The organism is Arthrobacter sp. TE26545, assembly GCF_056279005.1.
The window spans coordinates 146,375-164,513 of record NZ_JBWBQM010000001.1; the positions used below are offsets into that span (position 1 = coordinate 146,375).

The following is an 18,139-nucleotide window of genomic DNA, read 5'->3' on the forward strand; positions in this document are numbered from 1 at the left end:
CATCCGGTACAGGAGACGCGCTCCTAGCCGGACGTCCGCGCCGCTTGCAGAGTAAGCCGGCCCAGCGCACGCTCCATGAGGTGCCGTTGCCGGGAGCCCGTGACCGTGTCCGGGTCCAGCATCGAGGTCACGTGCAGGCCCATCATGATGTTCAGCAGCTCGTCGGCAACTGCATCCGGATCCGCCAAAGGCGCGCATTCGCCGTCGTGCTCCGCCTGCGCAAGGAAGTCCATCATCAAGGTGCGCCAATGCAGCAGCGCCTCCCGGCCCACGGCGCGCAGCGCGTCCTCCGTCTGGGCCCGCTGCCAGAAGGAAACGGCAACCCGGGCCTCCACGACGGTGAGCGGGTCGGCCGGGATGATCTCCAGGCACATGCTCCGCAGTGCGGCAAGGCCGCGGCGGCCGGCGGTGCCTGCGGCTATGCGCTCGTTGGTGCGCTCGCAGATCAGTTCGTAGGACGCCAGGAGCAGCGCGTCTTTGTTGGGAAAATAGTGGGCCAGCACGCCGGGTGCGGCATACCCGCATTCCCGGGCGATGTCCCGCATGCTGGCGTTCTCGATGCCCTGCCCGGCAATCAGCCGCCACGTTGTCTCGATGATCGCACGGCGCCGTTCCTGGTGGTCGACCAAGCGGGGGCATGCTGCTCCTCTCCGGATGTCGGGGACTGCGGGGACGTGCGACGACGGCCGGGCAGAGGCCCGGCCGTCGTCACCTTATCAGTGGCAGGGTTTTGCAGTGTCCGCGGGTGCCGCTGTCTCTGTGGCTGACGCGGCGCAGTGGCCCGCGGACGACGGCGGCACGTTGAGCGTGGGGTTGGCGTCGAAGAAACCGTGCGGCTTCAGCGTGAAACCGGTGGTGTCCACGGGCATGATGGGCCAGTCCTCCGGGCGCGGGAAGTGGGTCAGGCCGAAGGAGTGCCACACCACCAGGTCCTGGCCGTCGATGTCACGGTCCTGGGCCACGTAGGCCGGGAGGCCGGCGCCGCCCGGGTGCTGGTTGACGAAGTCGCCCGCGGCGTAGAGCTCGTCCTCGGCGTGCCGGGTGACCCAGAGGTGGTGCCGGGCGAACGCGGCGCGCGAGGCAATCGAGGAATCATCGGCCATCGCCAGGGTGGGCTGCCCCTCGGGGTAAAGGGTGTAGCCGACGGGGTGGCCGAGCTGGTTCAGCGAGTCCGGGTTGCTGATGTGCCAGGCGCGTCCCTTGCTGCCGTCGGCGTCGCGGACTGCCTCCGATTCGCGGGCCAGCAGGGTCCGCTTCTGCGTGAAGGCGTTGCCGTGCGGATTTCCCGGTCCCTTGGGCAGGCGGACGAGGTCCAGTTCCTCCACGCGGTTCGCGGCGCCGTCGAGCATCATGTCCAGGCGGGCGCTGAAGAGGTGCTGGTGGAACGGGGCGCCCAGGCCGAGGGCGATCTCGGAGGCGTAGGCGTAGGAGTTGTCCGGCAGGGCGGCCGTGAACACGATGCCGGTGGCCTTGGCCTCGAATTCGATGGTGCCGTCCAGGTAGAGGTACCAGTAGAAGCCGTAGTCGTAGTTGCCAACGGTGGTGAAGAAGGAGACCACCAGGCGGCGGTTGCGGCGCACCTCGTTGGAGCCGGCCCACTCGTCCGTGTGCTTCCACAGGATGCCGGCGTCTTCTTCGTGGATGCAGATGCCGTTTTCGATGGTGCGCGGGTTGCCGAAATCGTCGGCCACCACAGGGGACATGTAGGTGATGTCGCCCAGGCAGTCGCAGCCGAGCTTGAGGGAGTTCGCGTCCCGGCCCACGAGGTATTCGCCGGAGTCGAAGTAGTTCTGCCAGCTCCGGTAAGGGGACGGATCGCCGTACGGGACCACCATTTCGGAGATCGACGCGCGGTGCACCAGTGGGCGCCTGCGTCCGTTGTGCGTGTGGTGGAGCTGGTGCAGCACCAGGCCTTCGCGGGCATCGAAGCCGACCCGCAGATCCCAGCCGGCCCAGGAAAGAAGGTTGCCTTCCAGGGTGAAGCTGGGGCCTTCGGGCTGCGTGATCTCGATCGGCTTGAGGTCCTTTCGGAGCTCGCCGCGGATTTCCGGATCGGTGTAGTTTCCGTTGATCTCCGGGACCGGCACCGGGCCGTCGTCGATCAGGTGGTCCACGCGGCGGTTCTCCACATCGACGAAGGCCACCAGGCCGTCGATCGGGTGAGCCCAGGCATGGTCGCCCGGGTAGTCCTGCCGGAAGCCCAGGCCGCGGAGCAGGCGCTTGCCTTCCTCGTTCTCGTACTCGAAGACGCCCGCGGAGAGCGGCGCGACGCGCACCTGCTCCGGTGTCAAACCGCGGTCCGCCAGGGCGGCTTTCCACTGCGGGTCCGCGGCGAGGATGTCCTCGATGATCCCGAACTCTTCGATCAGCACCGGCAGCTGGCCGTCGACGGCGGGATCCAGTTCGCGCTGTTCAAGGATTTCTCCGGTGGTGAGGGTGAGCCGGACGTCGAGGGAGCGGGACAGGGCCGCATCCCAGAGCATCGCCCGGACAATGCGGTCCGGAGCGGCCCCGTCTCCGGCTGTGTACAGGGCCGATTTCGGCGGCTCCACCAGGCCGAGGTAGGCGAAGCGGGTGGTGTCGGCCACCAGGCCGGCATCCACCAGGATCCGGCGGGCCTCGTGAATTTCCCGGGCCCGAGAGCTGCTCCAGCGGGTGCTGCGCCAAGGTGGCCAAGGGGGTCGTCTGAAAGGTCATGGCACTTCCTGAAGTCTGTTTTTGATGGTACAACTGTTCAACCAACGCTTTGATGTTAGCCACCTCACAGCCCCGGCGTAAAGTCCCCGACTGATTCACGCCGGGCAGGCAGGAAAACCCATGAACCAGATTGCCGCCCTGCGCCCAGGGAGCCTCCTGCGCGCCCGGATTCCAGCGGGCATCGTCGGCACTTCCGTGACGGCCGGCGCCGCAGCCCATCTGGCGGCCGCCCTGGCCGCCCCCGCCGGAGCCATGGCCTGGCTGATGGCGGCGATGGGTGCGGCCTGCCTGGCCTGCGCTTCGCCGATGGCGCTCCGGGTGCGGTGCGCCGGGCGTGCCGCCGGGCACCTGATCGCCATGAGTGCCGCCATGATCCTCATCCACCTGGTGCTGCTGGCATCGTCCGGCGCCGGGGGTCATCACGGCGCGTTGGCCGCGGCGCCGTCCGGCCATTCGGGTTCCATGCTCGTCCTCATCGCGGTCGAACTGGCCTGCCTGATGGGCGCTTCCGTAGCGCTCCGCCTGCACCGCCGTCCCCGGATGACACTCCAAGAAGCAACCCTGACAACAAAGGAGCAACCATGAACACCACTTCCACCGTTCTTTCCCTCGACTGGCAGGGCCGGGCCGATGCCCTCGCGATCGACGGCCGCGCCTTCGTGGACGGGTGCCGCGTCTCCGCTGGCAGTAAGCGTCCCACCATCAGCCCCGTCGACGGCCGGATCCTGGCCGAGCTGGCCGCGTGCACATCCGCCGACGTCGACACTGCGGTGGCCGCCGCCCGGCGCGCCTTCCCGTCGTGGTCCCGCGTGGGGGCCGAAGCGCGGAAGGGAGTGCTGCTGGCGCTGGCCGCGCTCATGGAACGCCACGCCGACGAACTGGCGCTGCTGGAAACCCTGGACAGCGGCAAGCCGATCCTGCAGACCACCACCGTTGACGTGCCGGGAGCCATCTCCACGCTGCGCTGGTACGCCGAGGCGGCCGACAAGCAGTCCGGCGAACTGCCGGCGGTGCCGCCGGGGGCAACGGCGCTCGTGACGCGGGAACCGCTGGGCGTGGTGGCTGCCATCGTGCCGTGGAACTTCCCGCTGGAGATCGCCGTCTGGAAGCTTGCTCCCGCGCTGGCGGCAGGAAACACCCTGGTACTCAAGCCCGCCGAACTGACTTCCCTGAGCGTCCTGCGGCTGGCCGAACTGGCCGCCGAGGCCGGCCTGCCGGACGGGGTGCTGAACGTCGTCACCGGTTCGGGCCGTGAGGTGGGGGCCGCGCTGGCGCACCACATGGACGTCGACGCCTTGGCGTTCACCGGCTCCACGGCCGTGTCCCGGACCCTGCTTGAAGCTTCCGGTCGCAGCAACCTCAAGCGGCTGAGCCTCGAAGCCGGCGGCAAGAGCTCCAACATCGTGTTCGCGGACACGGACGATCTCGCCACTGCGGCCGCCAAGGCCGCCTTCGGGGCGTTCTACAACCAGGGGCAGGTCTGCTCGGCCAACTCCCGGATACTGGTCCAGCGGGAAATCCACGACGAGTTCGCGTCACTGCTCACCGCTGCCGCGGCCGGCTACGCGCCGGCGGACCCGCTGGCAGGACTGGACGGCAACGGTGCGCTTATCAGCAGCAGGCACGCCGACGACGTCGAGCGCTGGATCGTGCGCGGCCGCACCGAAGGCGAGGTGCTTTTCGGCGGCGAACGCCGGGAAATCCGCGGTTCCGACGCGTACCTGGAACCCACGCTGCTGGGCGGACTGCCCGCCGACCACGAGGTCCACCGCGAGGAGATCTTCGGGCCGGTCGCCGTGCTCCAGGCCTTCGAGACGGAAGCGGAGGCGGTGCGGCTGGCCAACGCCACCGACTACGGCCTGGCCGCGTCCGTGTGGACCTCGGACCTCTCGCGCGCGCACCGGGTGGCGGGGGAGCTGCTCGCCGGCACGGTGTCAGTGAACACGGTCGATGCCCTCGGCAACACCACCCCCTTCGGTGGCTTCAAGCAGTCCGGCTTCGGACGCGATCTGTCCCTGCACGCCTTCGACAACTACACGGCGCCCAAGACGACGTGGATCCAGTTCGGCTAAGTGCATCAGAATTACCGATGACTCTCATCGCTATTCCATTGTTTACGTGATGCAATTCATCCTTCTACGCTGACACAACCCCCCCATCCCTCTTGCTCAACAGCAAATCCCCAAGCAGCAGCAAAGGACCGATCATGGATCAGCCAACAGCCACAAAGCGTCTCGCCCAGACGGCTCTTGCCCAGGAGCAAAGCAAGCATCTGCAGAAATCCCTCGGCCGCTTCGACATCCTGTTGCTGGTGGTCGCGGCCGTCATCTCCGTGGAGGTCCTGGGCCAGGTTTCGGGCTTCGGCGGCGAAACCTTTACTTGGACCCTCATCCTGGCGGTCACCTTCATGGTCCCGTACGGGCTGATCTTCGCGGAGACCGGCGGGGCGTTCACCGAGGAAGGCGGGGTGTACATCTGGACCAAGATGGCCTTCGGCCGCGTGGTTGCCGCCATTACTTCCCTCTTCACCTGGGTCACGCAGCCCGTCTGGGTGGGCGGCGCCATGGCGTTCGTGGCGGTGGAAACCTGGTCCGAGTATGTGGGCCATGTGGAGGCCGGCAGCGTGGGTGACTACCTCTTCAAGCTGGTGTTCATCTGGATCACGGTCACCTCGGCCATCATCAGCCTGAAGCACGGCAAGTGGCTGCCCTCGCTCGGTGCAATCCTCAAGGTTGTGTTCCTGACCTTCTTCATCGTCGTCACGCTGGTCTACGGGCTGCAGCACGGCTTCAACGGCCTGGACCTCGGCTTCTTCTCGCCCACCCTCGCCGGTTTCCTCGGCGTGACCCCGTTGCTGCTTTTCTCCTTCCTCGGTTTCGAGTCCGGCAACAGCGCCGCCGGCGAGATGAAGAACCCCGCCAAGGACGTCCCGATCTCCGTGGCGCGTTCCTCCATGATCGCCGCCGCAAGCTACCTGCTGCCGATCCTGGCCATCCTGCTGGTAGTTCCGCTGGACCAGATCACCGGCATCGGCGGGCTGTTCGGTGCGGTGGCCACGGTCTACACCGTGTTCGGGCCCGCGGCGGAGGCCATGCTCGCGGTTTCGGCCATCATCTTCTGCTTCGTCCTCGTCTCCCAGGGCGCGGCGTGGATGATCATCAGCGACCGCATGCAGGCCATGGCCGCCGCGGACGGCTCGTTCTTCGGCGGCTTCTTCGGCCGCTTCCATCCCAAGCTCGGCACGCCGATCCGCGTCAACACCCTCTCCGGCATAGTGGCCACGCTGTTCATGCTCGCCGCCATGCAGCTCAGCGGCACAAGCAGCGCACTCTTCGGCGTGGTGCTGACCATCGCCATCTCCACCTTCCTCCTCAGCTACCTCCTGGCGATTCCGGCGGCGGTCAGTCTGCGCAGGAAGTACCCGGATACGGTGCGGCCCTTCAAGGTTCCCGTCTCCGACGCCGTGTTCCGTGTGCTGGGCGCCGTCTGCTTCCTCTGGATCCTCATCGGCTCGTGGGTGGCGGTCTTCCCCGGAACCCTGGAGGCCCTCTTCGGGCTGGACTACGACTTCGAAGCGGTCTGGGGCGTTCCGCAGCCGACCTTCGAAGCCTTCGCCCTTGGCACCCTCGGCTGCGTCCTCGCGCTGGGAGTGGTGGGCTACATCCGAGGCAAGAAGGTCCGTGACGCTGCCGGGCAAAGCACCGCTGCTCCCAGTGAAGGCAGGACTACGCTTGGCGTATGACAGCCATTGCGAACGCCCTCACCGCACTCGTCACCGGGGCCACCGCGGGGCTGGGCGCGGAGTTCGCCCGGCAGCTCGCCGAGCAGGGCCACCACCTGATCCTCGTGGCGCGCGACGACGGCCGCCTGCGTGCCGCAGCGGAAGTCCTGGAACGCGATTACAGCATCACGGCTGAGGTGCTTCCCGCGGACCTTGCCGACGACGCCGGAGTGGCCGCCGTCGTCGAGCGTCTCCTGGACGCCTCGCGGCCGGTGGACGTGCTGGTCAACAATGCAGGCATCGGCCTGCTGCACTCGTTCGAGAAGAACAGCGCCGACGACGAAAAACGGCACCTGCGTCTCCACGTCCAGACCCCCATGGAACTTTGCCATGCCGCGCTGCAGGGAATGCTGGAGCGCGGCTCGGGCCGGATCATCAATGTGGCCAGTGTGGCGGCGTTCGCCAACCGGGGCAGCTACTCCGCCGCCAAGGCCTGGCAGGTGAGCTTCAGCCGCTGGGCGAATCTCGCCTACGCGGCCCGCGGGGTCAAGGTGACGGCACTCTGCCCGGGCTTCGTCCATACCGAATTCCATGACCGGATGGGGATGGACAAGTCCGTGGCTCCGCGGTGGATGTGGCTCAAGGCGGACCGTGTGGTCAGTGAGGCGCTGGTTGACAATGCAAACGGCAAAGCCATTTCGATTCCCACCAAGCGCTACAAGGTGCTGACCGCCATCGCGCGGGTCCTGCCCGCCCGGCTTACGGCAGGTCCGCCCCGGCGGCCGCTGCCGGCTTCCCGGGATGGCGCCTCCGCGAACGGATAAGGACCACCACGGCGATCCCGGTCAGGGCACCCACCAAGGTTTCGGCGGCGCGCTCCTGGATCAGGCGCCCGGGATCCGTATGCGCCGCGAGCTCCGTCATCAGCAGGATCACGGGCGTGAAGAACACCATGGCCCAGCCGTAGTGCCGGGTCATGAACAGCTCGGTGCAGAACTGGCAGATGATCACCAGAGCCACCAGCACCGCCGTCTCCGGGAGGTACTGCAAGGGGGAGAGCGGGCCCGGGAAGAGTACGATTGCCACCACGCCCAGGCCCAGGAATGTGCCCACAATGCGGTGGATGCCGCGGTTGACGGCGCTGGGCATGTCCGCCCCGGCCAGCGGGACCGCCGCGGCAGCCATCGCCCAGTGCGGATAGCCGCTGCCGCTCAGCACCCCCACCGCTCCGGCGGCACCGACCGCCGTCACGTAGCGGGCGGCATGCACGACGGCGGCCTGCCGGAGTCTCGGAGCCAGTGCCGGGGCGCGGCGCGTGGCGCCGGATTTCCATGTGCGGACCCTGATCCAGCCCGCGAAGCCGACCAGCAGCGAGAACGACGCCGATGCCGCCGCGATCAGCACGGCCACCCCGAAAGGAACTGTCAGGGGAACCGAGGCGCAGGCGCCGAGGGCGAGGATGCCGAAGAACGGCCCGTTGGGTTTGAGCCGCACCCGGTCGGAGTAAATGGAACCCAGCCCGGCCAGGATTGCTTCAACCAGGACCAGCGCCCAGGAATGGATGTGGTTCACGGCGAGGAAGGTCCCTACGGTGACGCCGCCCAGCAGGACCACCGCCGCCTGGAGCTGGTGCTTGAGCCGCCGCTGGTGGCTTTCGTTCCTGCCGTACATTGCGGTGAGGCCGCCGAATACTGCGTACAGCGTGAGCTCGGGCCGGCCGATTGCCAGCAGGAACAGGGTGGGCACCGCCACGCTGAGTGCGACGCGCACGGCGGAGAGGCGGTCGTTGTTCGCGGGGCCGATCGAGTTGAGTTCCCGGGCGAGGGAGAGGAGCTTGCGCACCGGGGGATACCGCCGTTCTTCGTGTGACCGGGTCTTCCGGAAAAGTACCAAACGGTGCGGATGCCCCGCTATCAGCCCGGTCACAATGTGCGCAGCATCATGGCAGGATCGCCACATGACGGTCTCGTTTACCTGCCGGACCCTGCTGGCCATGACCCCGGAGCAGGCATTCGACCTCTCCCGCAGCGTTGATGTCCATCTGGGCTCGATGGCCAAGTCCGGGGAACGGGCGGTGGCCGGGGTGACCGCCGGTCTGATGTCCCTGGGTGATGTGGTTACGTGGCGGGCCCGGCACTTCGGACTGCCGGTGCGGATGACCAGCCGGATCACGCAGTTCAGTTTCCCGGATTCCTTCACCGACGAGCAGCAGCGCGGCCCGTTCCGTGCCTTCCGGCACGTGCATGAGTTCCTGCCCGACGGTTCAGGGCCGGCCGGTTCAGGGCCCGACGGCGGCGGCACCCTGGTGGTGGACCATGTCGAGTTCACCGCGCCGTTCGGAGTGCTCGGCCGCCTCGTGGAGAAGGCCTTCCTGGGCCGCTATATGCAGTACCTGATCGAGGAGCGGAACAGGTACCTGCAGGGCCTTGGCCGCTGAGCCGGTGACGACGACGCTATTGATGGCTTCTCACCGCTTTTGCAAAAATATGTAGACTGGTCTACTTTTTCTTCATGGCATCCAAAGGAAACCTGACAAAGGCACGGCTCACAGAGTCCATGCTCGAGCTCATCCAGACCAGCGGCTACAGCGGCACGGGCCTGAATGCTGTGATTGAACACGCCGCAGCACCAAAGGGGTCGATCTATTTCCACTTCCCCGACGGGAAGGAGGGCCTGGGCGTCGCAGCAGTCGGACTCGCCGCGAAGCAGTTCGAGACGCTGATTGCAGACGCCGCAGTTTCCGCGGGCGGTGCGGCCGAGGCTGCCCGCGCCGCGATTGAGGCCCTGACGACCATCGTCAGCGGGAGCAACTTCCGGCTGGGTTGCCCGGTCTCCGTCGTCACCCTGGAGATGGGCGCGGAGAGCGAGCGACTGCGGCAGGCATGCGCCACCGCCTTCGAGTCGTGGATCGTCCCGACGGCCGCGCTCTTCGAGGCCAATGGAGTTGACGCCGAGGAGGCCCGGTCTCTGGCAACTGTTGTCGTGTCGACGATCGAGGGGGCGGTCATCGTCTCTCGCGCCATGCAGAGCACCCAACCCCTGATTGCGGCCGCTGACGTCGTGGCGGAGCTCATCAACCATCGCTGCCAGACCGTTGAGGGGACACGATGACACGCGCAGCTTCCCGTCACGCCCTGGTCTTCGGGGCCTCGGGACTGGTCGGCCGGCACCTCGTCCTGACCCTTGCCGAGGCTGGTGCGAACGTCACGGCGGCAGTCCGGACCGCCGAGTCCGGAGCGCGTGTCGAGCGATGGCTCAGGGAGCGTGGCCTGACACGGAGCATCAGCACGACGATCGCCGACTTCGATGCACCTGAGATCGTCACGGGCGGCCCATCGGCATTCCCGTCCATCACCGAGATCCACAACTGCGCCGGGTCCTACCGGTTCGGAATGACCGCCCAGGAGGCACGCAGCGCGAACGTCGGCATCGTCGAGAAGCTGATCGATTTCGCCGCGGACCTACCCGAGCTGCAGCGGGTCGTCCACGTGTCGGGCTACCGCGTCGGCGGACAGGATCCCACGACTGTTCCGTGGTCAGACGACCACCGCGCCGCGGTCTACGAGGAACTTGGCGCCTACGAAGCGTCAAAGGTGGAATCCGACGCCATCTTCCAGGCCCGGGCCCTGGCGCGCGGAGTCCCTTGGACCATCGTCAATCCGTCCAGCGTGATCGGTGACAGCGTGACCGGCGAGTCCGACCAGCACATCGGGCTGGCCACCACCGTCGAGCAGATCTGGGAAGGCACCGCAGCCGCACTGCCCGGAAACGAAGGGACGTTCCTCCCCGTCGTCACGGTCGACTATCTGGCCGCCTTCATGACGGCAGCAGCGATCGATCCGGCTGCTGCGGGCAAGGCCTACTGGGTCCTTGACGAGGCCACCCCGCCGCTGGCAGAGCTGCTCACGCACGTCGGCCGGCATCTCGGCGGGAAGGTCCCGCGGCTAAGGATTCCGGTCGGTGTAATCAAGCGGCTCCCGCAGTGGCTCACCAAGGCGGATCCGGAGACCCTCGGCTTCCTGTCCGCGGATCGCTATCCGACAGAGTCCGCCGTCGAGTTGGCCGAGAGGCACGGGATCCAGACGCCCGACGTGCTGGTTTCCGTCGAACGTTGGGCCGACCATTTGGCCGCGCATCGCTTCGGTGCCGTCAAGGCTGACGGCCGTCGATTCGTCGACGCCGGCGGTCTGAGGACATTCGAGCTCGGCGTACCCGGATCCAGCCGGGTGATCCTTCCCGGCTTGCCAGTCAACGCAGACACATGGGCCGAAGTGGCGTCGGGGATCGGCGCGCGAGTCGTCGACCTGCCCGGACTCGGCCTCAGCGGCGGATCAGGCGTTCAGGACTGGGAACAGTGGCTGCCCGCTGTGCTGGGTGGGGAAGCTGCTGACCTCATCGGCCATTCCATCGGTGCGGCTGCGGCAGTAGCCGCGGCTGACCGGCTCCCTGCGCAGGTCAAGTCCCTCACGCTCATCGCGCCGTTCTTCCTCCAAGCCCCGATGGGTGCCTTGGCCAGCCTGCGGCCGCTCGTAAGCACCTACTTGCGACACACCGACCCGGCACGACTGTCACACCAACTGACCGGATCGGAAGCGAGCGCGGCTGCTCTCGAGTCCAGTCTCAGTGACCTCAAGCGAAGCAGCGCCAAGAGGGTGGCCGCGCAACTCGCCCTTGCGGGATCGAAGCAGTGGCGTGCCGAACTCCAGGAAGCGCTTGGGCGATTCAGTGGTCCGGTCCGCATCATCACGGGAAGCGACGATCCCATCGCCCCGGGCGCGGTTGAGCAGCTCGAGTCACTTCCGAACGTTGAGCTGATCTCGGTGCCGGGTGCCGGGCACCATCCGCAACTGACCCATAGCGAGGCTCTCGTCGATCTGCTCAAGGGATCGGTCGCGTGAGCAGGACGCCCGAGGTTTCAGCCGCTGACGCAGACCCCTGACGGCTTGGGCCCCTGACGGCTTGGGGGTGGCCGCTATTCCGCCACCAGCTCCACCTCGTAGCCATCAGAGTTGATCAGGAACGCAGCGTAGTGCTCTGGGCCTCCGGCGTGCGGGTACTTGTCCGCGTAGAGCTCGAACCAGTCCGAGTCCACGGCGAGGTCCTTTAGCCGGTCCACGTTCTCGCGGCTGCCGGCATGGAACGCAACGTGGTTCATGCCGGCGTCGGTTCGCCGGTGGATGGTGCTGGTGAGATCCGGGGACTGTTCAACCACGATGTAGGCGGTGCCCAGTTTCCAACTGCAGCCCTTGGCCCACCGCTGAAACGGCGTGTACCCGAGTTCTGCCAGCAGCCAGCCCCATTCGACCACGGCGCGTTCCAAATGCGGGACCCAGATTTCCAGATGGTGCAGGGAACCCACGGAAGAACCCACAGAAGCATCGGCCATCTGCCGAGTCTAAGGCGATGGCCGATGCTTCTGGTAGGAGGCGCCCGGTGGCGGGGCGAACCGGGACGCCCCTAGGCTACGGCGACGGGTTCCTTCTGGGCGCCCGGCTGCGGGCCGTTGCCGAAAGCTGCCGCATCAACCAGGTCCTCGAAGGGCAGCTCGTCCAGGTCGATCAGCGGGTTCTCGTCCTGGGTGGCCACGAGTTCGCGGGCCTCGGCCGGGGTGTCCACGCTCGGCATGGAGCCAGGCAAAGGACGCTGGGCCGATTCCTTCAGGAAGTAGATGGTGACCGCACCCACCACGGAGGTGCCCATGAGGTAGTAGGCGGGCATCATGTCGTTGCCCGTGCCCTGGATCAGGGCGTCCACGATGAACGGCGTGGTTCCGCCGAAGATCGCCACGGAGAAGTTGTAGGCAATGCCCATTCCGCCGTAACGGCTCGACGTCGGGAACAGGGCCGGGAGCGCCGAGGCCAGGTTGGCGATATAGAAGGTCACCGGGAAGGCGATGAGTGCCAGGCCCGCCAGCGTGGACCAGATCTCGCCGATGCCGATCAGCAGGAACGCGGGAACCGAGAACAGGATGGTGCTCAGCGCGCCGATCCACAGCACGGGTCGGCGGCCGATCCGGTCAGAGAGCTTGCCGGTGAGCGGAATGCAGAGGGCCATGATGACCAGCACGGGGATGGTCAGCAGGGTGCCGTGCACCGGGTCGTAGCCCTTGGACGTGGTGAGGTACGTGGGCATGTAGGAAGTCAGGGCGTAGCCCACCGTGTTGGCTGCGGCGGCGAGGATCATGGCGATCAGGATCTGGCGCCAGTATGCCTTGATGATCCCGATCGGTCCCTTGGCCACGGCGGCGTCGCCGGCAGCGGCCTGCGCGGCGTGGGCTTCCTGGGCGTCGAGGGCGGCCTGGAACTGCGGGGACTCCTCGATCTTGTTCCGGAAGTAGATGGCGATCGCGCCGAGCGGGCCGGCGATCAGGAACGGCAGGCGCCAGCCCCATTCCTCCATGGCCGCCTGGCCCAGGGTCAGCTGCAGGATCGACACCAGGGCGGCGCCGAGGGCGAAGCCGATGTAGGAACCCATGTCCAGGAAGCTTGCGAAGTAGCCGCGGCGCTTGTCCGGCGCGTACTCGCTCACGAACGTGGTGGCGCCAGCGTATTCGCCGCCGGTGGAGAAGCCCTGGACGAGCTTCAGGATCACCAGCAGGGCAGCGGCCCAGATCCCGATCTGCGCGTAGCCGGGCAAGAGCCCGACGGCGAACGTGCTTGCCGCCATGAGCAGCAGGGTCGCGGCGAGCACCTTCTGGCGGCCCACCTTGTCGCCCAGCCAGCCAAACACGACGCCGCCGAGCGGGCGGGCGACGAAGGTGGCGGCGAACGTTCCCAGGAGGAACAGCGTCTGGACCGAGGGGTCGGCTTCGGGAAGGAACACCGGACCCATGGTGGTGATCAGGTAGCCAAAGACACCGACGTCATACCATTCCATGGTGTTGCCGACGATGGTGCCGCCGAGGGCCTTCTTGAGCATCGGCTGGTCCACGACGTTGACGTCGGAAACCTTGAGCCGGCGGCGGACGGGAAACTTCAATTTTGCGGAACCGCGGGATGGGGATGCGGTAAGTCCGGTGGCGTTCCTGGCGCCTTTCGGAGAGTCGGTGATGCTTTGGTCTGTGGGCATTTGGGCCCCTCCTAAGGAGGTCATTTGCTTGCGACGTACAGCTGCCCCGCTCCGGGCAGGGTTTCAATTTTACGGGCCCGGCCGGATTCCCCGGGGTTTTTTCCTTGCCCGCGGAGCGGAATCCGGCGTAGTCTGGGCCCTTTCGTAACGGTGCGCATGGCCCGGATACCCGCGTGATCATGCGGATCTCCGGCCCCTGACATGGACCGTTATCTAATTGTGATCTTTGCGTGCTCATTCCGGGAGGAATCCGAGCACCACCGTCGCATCGAGTTCCTCGGAGTGCAGCACCTCAGGGTGCAGCCCGGCGGCCTCGAAGAGGGCCGCCGTCCCCGGCGCCTGCCGTACGCTCGTTTCGATCAGCAGCCGGCCTCCCTGCGCCAGCCACAACGGAGCCTCCGCAACGGTCCGCCGCTGCACCACCAAGCCGTCCGATCCGCCGTCGAGCGCTACCAGCGGCTCATGCAGGCGGGCTTCCTGGGGCATGGTCCCGATGTCCGTCGTGGGCACATAGGGTGCATTGACGAGCAACACGTCCACCCGGTCCCGCAGCGACGGGGGCAGCGCCGCGTAGAGGTCGCCCTCGTGGACCTGCCCGCCGGCTGGCTCGACGTTGCGGCGCGCGCAACGCACGGCGGCGGGATCGATGTCCGCGGCGTGCAGCTCGATTCCCGGAACCTCTGCGGCGAGGGCGGCACCGACCGCGCCAGTACCACAGCAGAGATCGACGACGGCGGAGCCGGGCCGGGCGAACCGCGCACCCAGCTCGACGAGGTACTCCGTGCGGCGGCGCGGGACGAAGACGCCGGGATCAACGGCGATGCGCAGGCCGCGGAATCCGGCCCAGCCGAGGACCTGCTCGAGGGGAAAACCCGCGATGCGCTGTTCAGTCATCCGTTCCAGCTCCGCCGGCGAGCCTGCTTCGGCGAGGAGCAGCTCGGCTTCCTCTTCGGCGAAAACGCAGCCCGCGGAACGGAGGCGGAAAGTGAGGCTGGAATGGGTGTGGTGCGCGGGGGATGGGGACATAGGAGAGCCTTTCGGGATACCGAGGGGTGCTCTCCGGCCCGCTTAGGCCCGGCTGGGAAGTGACTGCGGAGGGAGCACCCTTATTGCCATTGCGTTGATGGGTCTCACCTCCTGGATACGGGACCCGGCATGGGTCGTCTGAGTTGCAATGCTAGCCCACCGGCAGGCCTGGGACATGCCCGACGCGGACGGGCGCCGCAGGTCGGAAAAGTCGGGGGTTCACAAGGGCCGGTGAGTCTGCCTAGGGTAGTGGGCATGGGAACACTGATTTTTGAGTAGACCGGCCGGCCCGGGCTCCCCGCGCCGCTGCGTTTGATCCGAACAAAAATCCACGCCTGTTGAGGCCATGCCTCCGCGTCGTTCCCCTTTTCCCGCATCCGCAACCTGTTCCTTAGGTTCCGCAGCAAAAGGTACTTTGAACGCCGCATCTCCGGCACCTCTGACGGCATTTGAAGCTAAGGAGAGCACTGTATGACTGCCGATTCCGCGAACAAGCCCGCCGAGGAGGGCGCTGCCCAGGAGGGCGGCGTCATGTCCAAGCTGAGCGACGCCCAGAAGGCGATGCTGGAACAGAAGTCCCGCGGCGGGTCCGGCCCCGGCTGGCAAAGCACCGGCCGCGGCCACAAGCCGACGCACGCTAGCGGGAAGCTCGCAAAGACCGAAAAGAAGGTCCGCTGGTAGCCCGTCCCGCCGGCAGGAAGTACCCTGAAAACCCTTCGTTTCACCGTGGAAAGGAAGAACAATGGCCGATAATCATGCAGCACAAAAGATCAATCCGGAGCTCGCCCAGCACTTGGCCGGAGCCATGGACATGGCTCCGATGCCTGAACGCGCTGCAGTAGCCACCACTCTCGCCTCGGCCGGCGGACAGACCTGGCCGGACGGGAACGGCAAGCGCCGGCACCCCAAGGAACGCGGCACCAGCCACGGACGTTCGGGCCAGGGCGCTGCTGTGACAGCGGTGCACCGCACAAGCCGTCCGCAGATGCCGCACTCCTCGTAGACCGACCCAAGCAACAGACCGGCCCAACTAGCTCGCAGTTAATGTCGTTTTGAGGGCCCAAAACGACCACTACTGCCAGCTAGTTGGGCCGGCGCACGTCCGAGGGCGACTTGTCCGGCCGCCATCCCCGCCACACCGGATGCCGCATGCGGCCGCTTCCGGTCCAGTCCCCGAACGTCACTTCGCCCACGAGTTCCGGGGAAACCCAGTGCGCGGTGCTCGCATCTTCGGCCGGGATGTCCAGGAACGGCGACTCCGGCCGCTCCAGTTCCTTCACCCGCTTCAGGATGTCGCGCAGCTGCCAGTCCTTGAAGCCGGTGCCGACCCTGCCCGCGAACCGCAGCTTGCCGCCGTCGGGGATTCCCACCAGGAGTGCCCCGATGGTGCCGCGCCGGGCTCCGGCACCCGGCCGCCAGCCGCCCAGCACCACTTCCTGGCTTTGTTCAAGCTTGAGCTTGATCCAGGAATGGCTGCGCCGGCCTGGCAGGTAGCGGCTCTCGGCGCGCTTGGCCATGACTCCCTCCAAGCCAAGCTCGGCCGCGCTGGCCAGGATCTCCTCATGGTCGTGGTCCAGGACCTCCGACAGATGCAGCGGACTGCCTTTCCCCGCCCCGCCCGGTTTGGGCAGTCCCTCCATGAAGGACTCCAGCCGCTGGCGGCGTTCCTCCAGGGGCAGGGAAACCAGTTCGCCGCCGTCGTCATACAGCAGGTCGAAGAGCATCAGCTGCACCGGAGCCACGGCGCGGGCGCGTTCCACATCGCCCGGCTTGGTGAGGTTCATCCGCTTCTGCATCTGCTCGAAGCTCGGCCGTCCGTCCTTGCCGAACGCCACGATTTCGCCGTCCGCCACGAAGTCGTATTCGGGCCAGATGGCGGGATCGCTCAGTTCCGGATAGGTGGCCGTCATGTCCTTGCCGGTGCGGCTGCCGAGCCGGAGCTTCCCGTGGGAGCGCGAGACCAGCACCCGGAAACCGTCCCATTTCAGTTCGAAAAGCCAGCGGCTTCCGGCCAGGTCCCCGGCCGTTCCCGCCGTGGCGAGCATCGGTGCGTAGTCCGGCGGTGCGGCGAGGCTGCGCGGGGCGGGGGAGGCTGCCGCCGGAGACGCTTCCTTGGAAACCGCGTGGTGCCCGGGCTGTTCCTTCATCAGGTGGATGAGCCACTGCTTATCCGACTCCCCGGTGCGGATGAGCGCGAAGCGCCGAGTGCCGTGCAGCCCGCCGCCCGGCCGGCCGGTGAGGGTGGCGATCACTTCCTTTCCGTCGCGCCATTTTTCGCATTCGTACGTGCCGTTGTCCCAGATGCTCACGGTCCCCGCGCCGTATTCGCCCTTGGGGATGATCCCCTGGAACTGCGCGTATTCGAGCGGGTGGTCCTCGGTGTGCACGGCCAGGTGGTTCTTGTTGGGGGTTTCGGGCACGCCGCGCGGTAGCGCCCAGGAAACCAGCACGCCGTGGTGCTCCAGTCGGAAATCCAGGTGGAAGGCCCGGGCGTGGTGTTCCTGGATCACGAAGATCCCGCCAGCCGGGTTCTCCTCCGCGTCCGCCTGCTTCCCGGCGGGCTGCCCGACGGCGGGGAAGGGTTCGGGGGTCCGGCCCGGATCGCGCTTCCGCACATAGTCGGTGAGCCGCGGGTGCACGCCTGCCGCGCCGCCGTCGTCGTCCTCCCCGCCCGGACCGTCCCCGCCAAGGTGCGCGGGCGGATGCCCGGAAGGCCCCGCCGCCACAGCGGCGAAGGGGTCCTTGCCGTCCTTCACACGTTTCATCACGGCCGTGAAATCCAGGTGCTCGAGCTTGGGGGAGGAAAGCTCCCGCCAGGTGCGTGGCGCCGCCACCATGGGGTGCGGTCGTCCGCGCAGGGAGTACGGCACAATCGTTGTCTTATTCCCGCTGTTCTGGCTCCAGTCCACCAGGACCTTGCCGCCGCGCAGGGTCTTCTTCATGTCGCTCACTACGAGGTCCGGGTGGTCGGATTCGAGGGAACGGGCCAATTCATGCGCGAAGGCCGAAACCTGCTCCCATTTCTGCGTGCCATCCAGCCCTGCGTAGAGGTGGATGCCTTTGCTGCCGCTGGTCACCGGAACCGGGTCCATGCCGACGTCCTTCAGGATGGCGCGTGCGAGTTTGGCCACCTCCACACATTCGTGCAGGCCGGTGCCGGGCCCGGGATCGAGGTCCAGGACGAGGCGGTCCGGATTGAGCATGGTCCCCTCGGCGTCCACCTGCCACTGGGGCACGTGGATTTCCAGCGCGGCGATCTGCGCCAGCCAGGTGAGGGTGGCCAGGTTGTTCACCAGGGGGTAGTCGTTGGTGTGGTCGCTGTGTTGGATGGTCACCCGCGGAACCCACGACGGGGTGGAAGCATCCAGGTTCTTCTGGAAGAACATCTGGCCCGGCTTCTCCGCGGTCCCCACGCCGTTCACCCAGCGCTTGCGGGTTGCCGGCCTGTTGGCGGCCGCCGGGATCAGGAACGGCGCGACGGCGGCGTAGTACTCGAGCACTTCGGCCTTGGTGGTGCCGGTCTCCGGGTAGATGATCTTGCCCAGGTTGGTCAGCGTCAGTTCGCGTCCCTCGACGTTCACGCGCTCCTTCTGACGCTCTGCCATCTCTTCACCTCCGCCTTGATGT

The 18,139-nt window shown here is 67.1% G+C and carries 16 protein-coding genes; 9 read left to right on the forward strand and 7 right to left on the reverse strand.

Going from position 1 to position 18,139, the window contains the following annotated elements:
- Positions 1-23: 23 nt before the first annotated feature.
- Positions 24-629: a TetR/AcrR family transcriptional regulator gene (locus ACZ9CK_RS00545; protein ID WP_476048925.1), complete on the reverse strand. Its 606-nt coding sequence runs from the start codon at positions 627-629 to the stop codon at positions 24-26.
- Positions 630-716: 87 nt separating this feature from the next.
- Entirely contained in the window at positions 717-2,588 is a 1,872-nt protein-coding gene (locus ACZ9CK_RS00550; RefSeq protein WP_476048926.1) for a primary-amine oxidase, read from the reverse strand.
- Between the two features lie 229 nt (positions 2,589-2,817).
- Between ACZ9CK_RS00550 and ACZ9CK_RS00555 the strand changes: the two genes are divergently transcribed.
- The 4 genes from ACZ9CK_RS00555 (at position 2,818) to ACZ9CK_RS00570 (ending at position 7,242) form a co-directional block, all read left to right on the forward strand.
- Entirely contained in the window at positions 2,818-3,282 is a 465-nt protein-coding gene (locus ACZ9CK_RS00555; protein WP_476048927.1) for a hypothetical protein, read from the forward strand.
- On the forward strand, positions 3,279-4,769 hold the full coding sequence (locus tag ACZ9CK_RS00560) for an aldehyde dehydrogenase family protein (protein WP_476048928.1): 1,491 nt from the start codon (positions 3,279-3,281) through the stop codon (positions 4,767-4,769). The genes ACZ9CK_RS00555 and ACZ9CK_RS00560 overlap by 4 nt, the downstream gene beginning before the upstream one ends.
- 134 nt (positions 4,770-4,903) lie before the next feature.
- Entirely contained in the window at positions 4,904-6,439 is a 1,536-nt protein-coding gene (locus ACZ9CK_RS00565; RefSeq protein WP_476048929.1) for an APC family permease, read from the forward strand.
- A complete protein-coding gene (locus ACZ9CK_RS00570) occupies positions 6,436-7,242 on the forward strand; it encodes an SDR family NAD(P)-dependent oxidoreductase (protein ID WP_476048930.1) in 807 nt (268 codons plus the stop codon). The genes ACZ9CK_RS00565 and ACZ9CK_RS00570 overlap by 4 nt, the downstream gene beginning before the upstream one ends.
- Here ACZ9CK_RS00570 and ACZ9CK_RS00575 read toward each other — a convergent pair.
- The gene (locus tag ACZ9CK_RS00575) at positions 7,178-8,260 is read right to left on the reverse strand and encodes an FUSC family protein (protein ID WP_476048931.1); all 1,083 of its coding nucleotides are present in this window, start codon (positions 8,258-8,260) and stop codon (positions 7,178-7,180) included. The two genes, ACZ9CK_RS00570 and ACZ9CK_RS00575, sit on opposite strands and share 65 nt — an antisense overlap.
- A 115-nt stretch (positions 8,261-8,375) precedes the next feature.
- On the opposite strand from ACZ9CK_RS00575, the gene ACZ9CK_RS00580 reads away from it, so the two are divergent.
- The 3 genes from ACZ9CK_RS00580 (at position 8,376) to ACZ9CK_RS00590 (ending at position 11,316) form a co-directional block, all read left to right on the forward strand.
- Positions 8,376-8,855, forward strand: a complete 480-nt coding sequence (locus ACZ9CK_RS00580) for an SRPBCC family protein (protein WP_426301684.1) — start codon at positions 8,376-8,378, stop codon at positions 8,853-8,855.
- Positions 8,856-8,929: 74 nt separating this feature from the next.
- Positions 8,930-9,529, forward strand: a complete 600-nt coding sequence (locus ACZ9CK_RS00585) for a TetR/AcrR family transcriptional regulator (RefSeq protein WP_476048932.1) — start codon at positions 8,930-8,932, stop codon at positions 9,527-9,529.
- The gene (locus ACZ9CK_RS00590) at positions 9,526-11,316 is read left to right on the forward strand and encodes an alpha/beta fold hydrolase (protein WP_476048933.1); all 1,791 of its coding nucleotides are present in this window, start codon (positions 9,526-9,528) and stop codon (positions 11,314-11,316) included. The genes ACZ9CK_RS00585 and ACZ9CK_RS00590 overlap by 4 nt, the downstream gene beginning before the upstream one ends.
- A gap of 74 nt (positions 11,317-11,390) precedes the next feature.
- On the opposite strand, the gene ACZ9CK_RS00595 is transcribed toward ACZ9CK_RS00590, so the two are convergent.
- From ACZ9CK_RS00595 to ACZ9CK_RS00605, 3 genes are all read right to left on the reverse strand, one after another.
- Complete coding sequence (locus ACZ9CK_RS00595) at positions 11,391-11,804, reverse strand: VOC family protein (protein WP_426301690.1); 414 nt, start codon at positions 11,802-11,804, stop codon at positions 11,391-11,393.
- 71 nt (positions 11,805-11,875) lie between these two features.
- Positions 11,876-13,486 (reverse strand): MFS transporter, encoded by a 1,611-nt coding sequence (locus ACZ9CK_RS00600; protein WP_476048934.1) that lies wholly within the window; start codon positions 13,484-13,486, stop codon positions 11,876-11,878.
- A 234-nt stretch (positions 13,487-13,720) separates the two neighbouring features.
- Positions 13,721-14,512, reverse strand: a complete 792-nt coding sequence (locus tag ACZ9CK_RS00605) for a putative protein N(5)-glutamine methyltransferase (RefSeq protein WP_476048935.1) — start codon at positions 14,510-14,512, stop codon at positions 13,721-13,723.
- Between the two features lie 471 nt (positions 14,513-14,983).
- On the opposite strand from ACZ9CK_RS00605, the gene ACZ9CK_RS00610 reads away from it, so the two are divergent.
- Positions 14,984-15,193: a hypothetical protein gene (locus tag ACZ9CK_RS00610; protein ID WP_426301696.1), complete on the forward strand. Its 210-nt coding sequence runs from the start codon at positions 14,984-14,986 to the stop codon at positions 15,191-15,193.
- Positions 15,194-15,254: 61 nt separating this feature from the next.
- Positions 15,255-15,515 carry a hypothetical protein gene (locus ACZ9CK_RS00615; protein WP_476048936.1) on the forward strand — a complete coding sequence of 87 codons (261 nt, stop codon included), beginning with the start codon at positions 15,255-15,257 and terminating at the stop codon, positions 15,513-15,515.
- Positions 15,516-15,594: 79 nt separating this feature from the next.
- Here the strand turns inward: ACZ9CK_RS00615 and ACZ9CK_RS00620 are convergent, their stop codons facing one another.
- Positions 15,595-18,117 (reverse strand): ATP-dependent DNA ligase, encoded by a 2,523-nt coding sequence (locus ACZ9CK_RS00620; RefSeq protein ID WP_476048937.1) that lies wholly within the window; start codon positions 18,115-18,117, stop codon positions 15,595-15,597.
- Between the last annotated feature and the right edge of the window lie 22 nt (positions 18,118-18,139).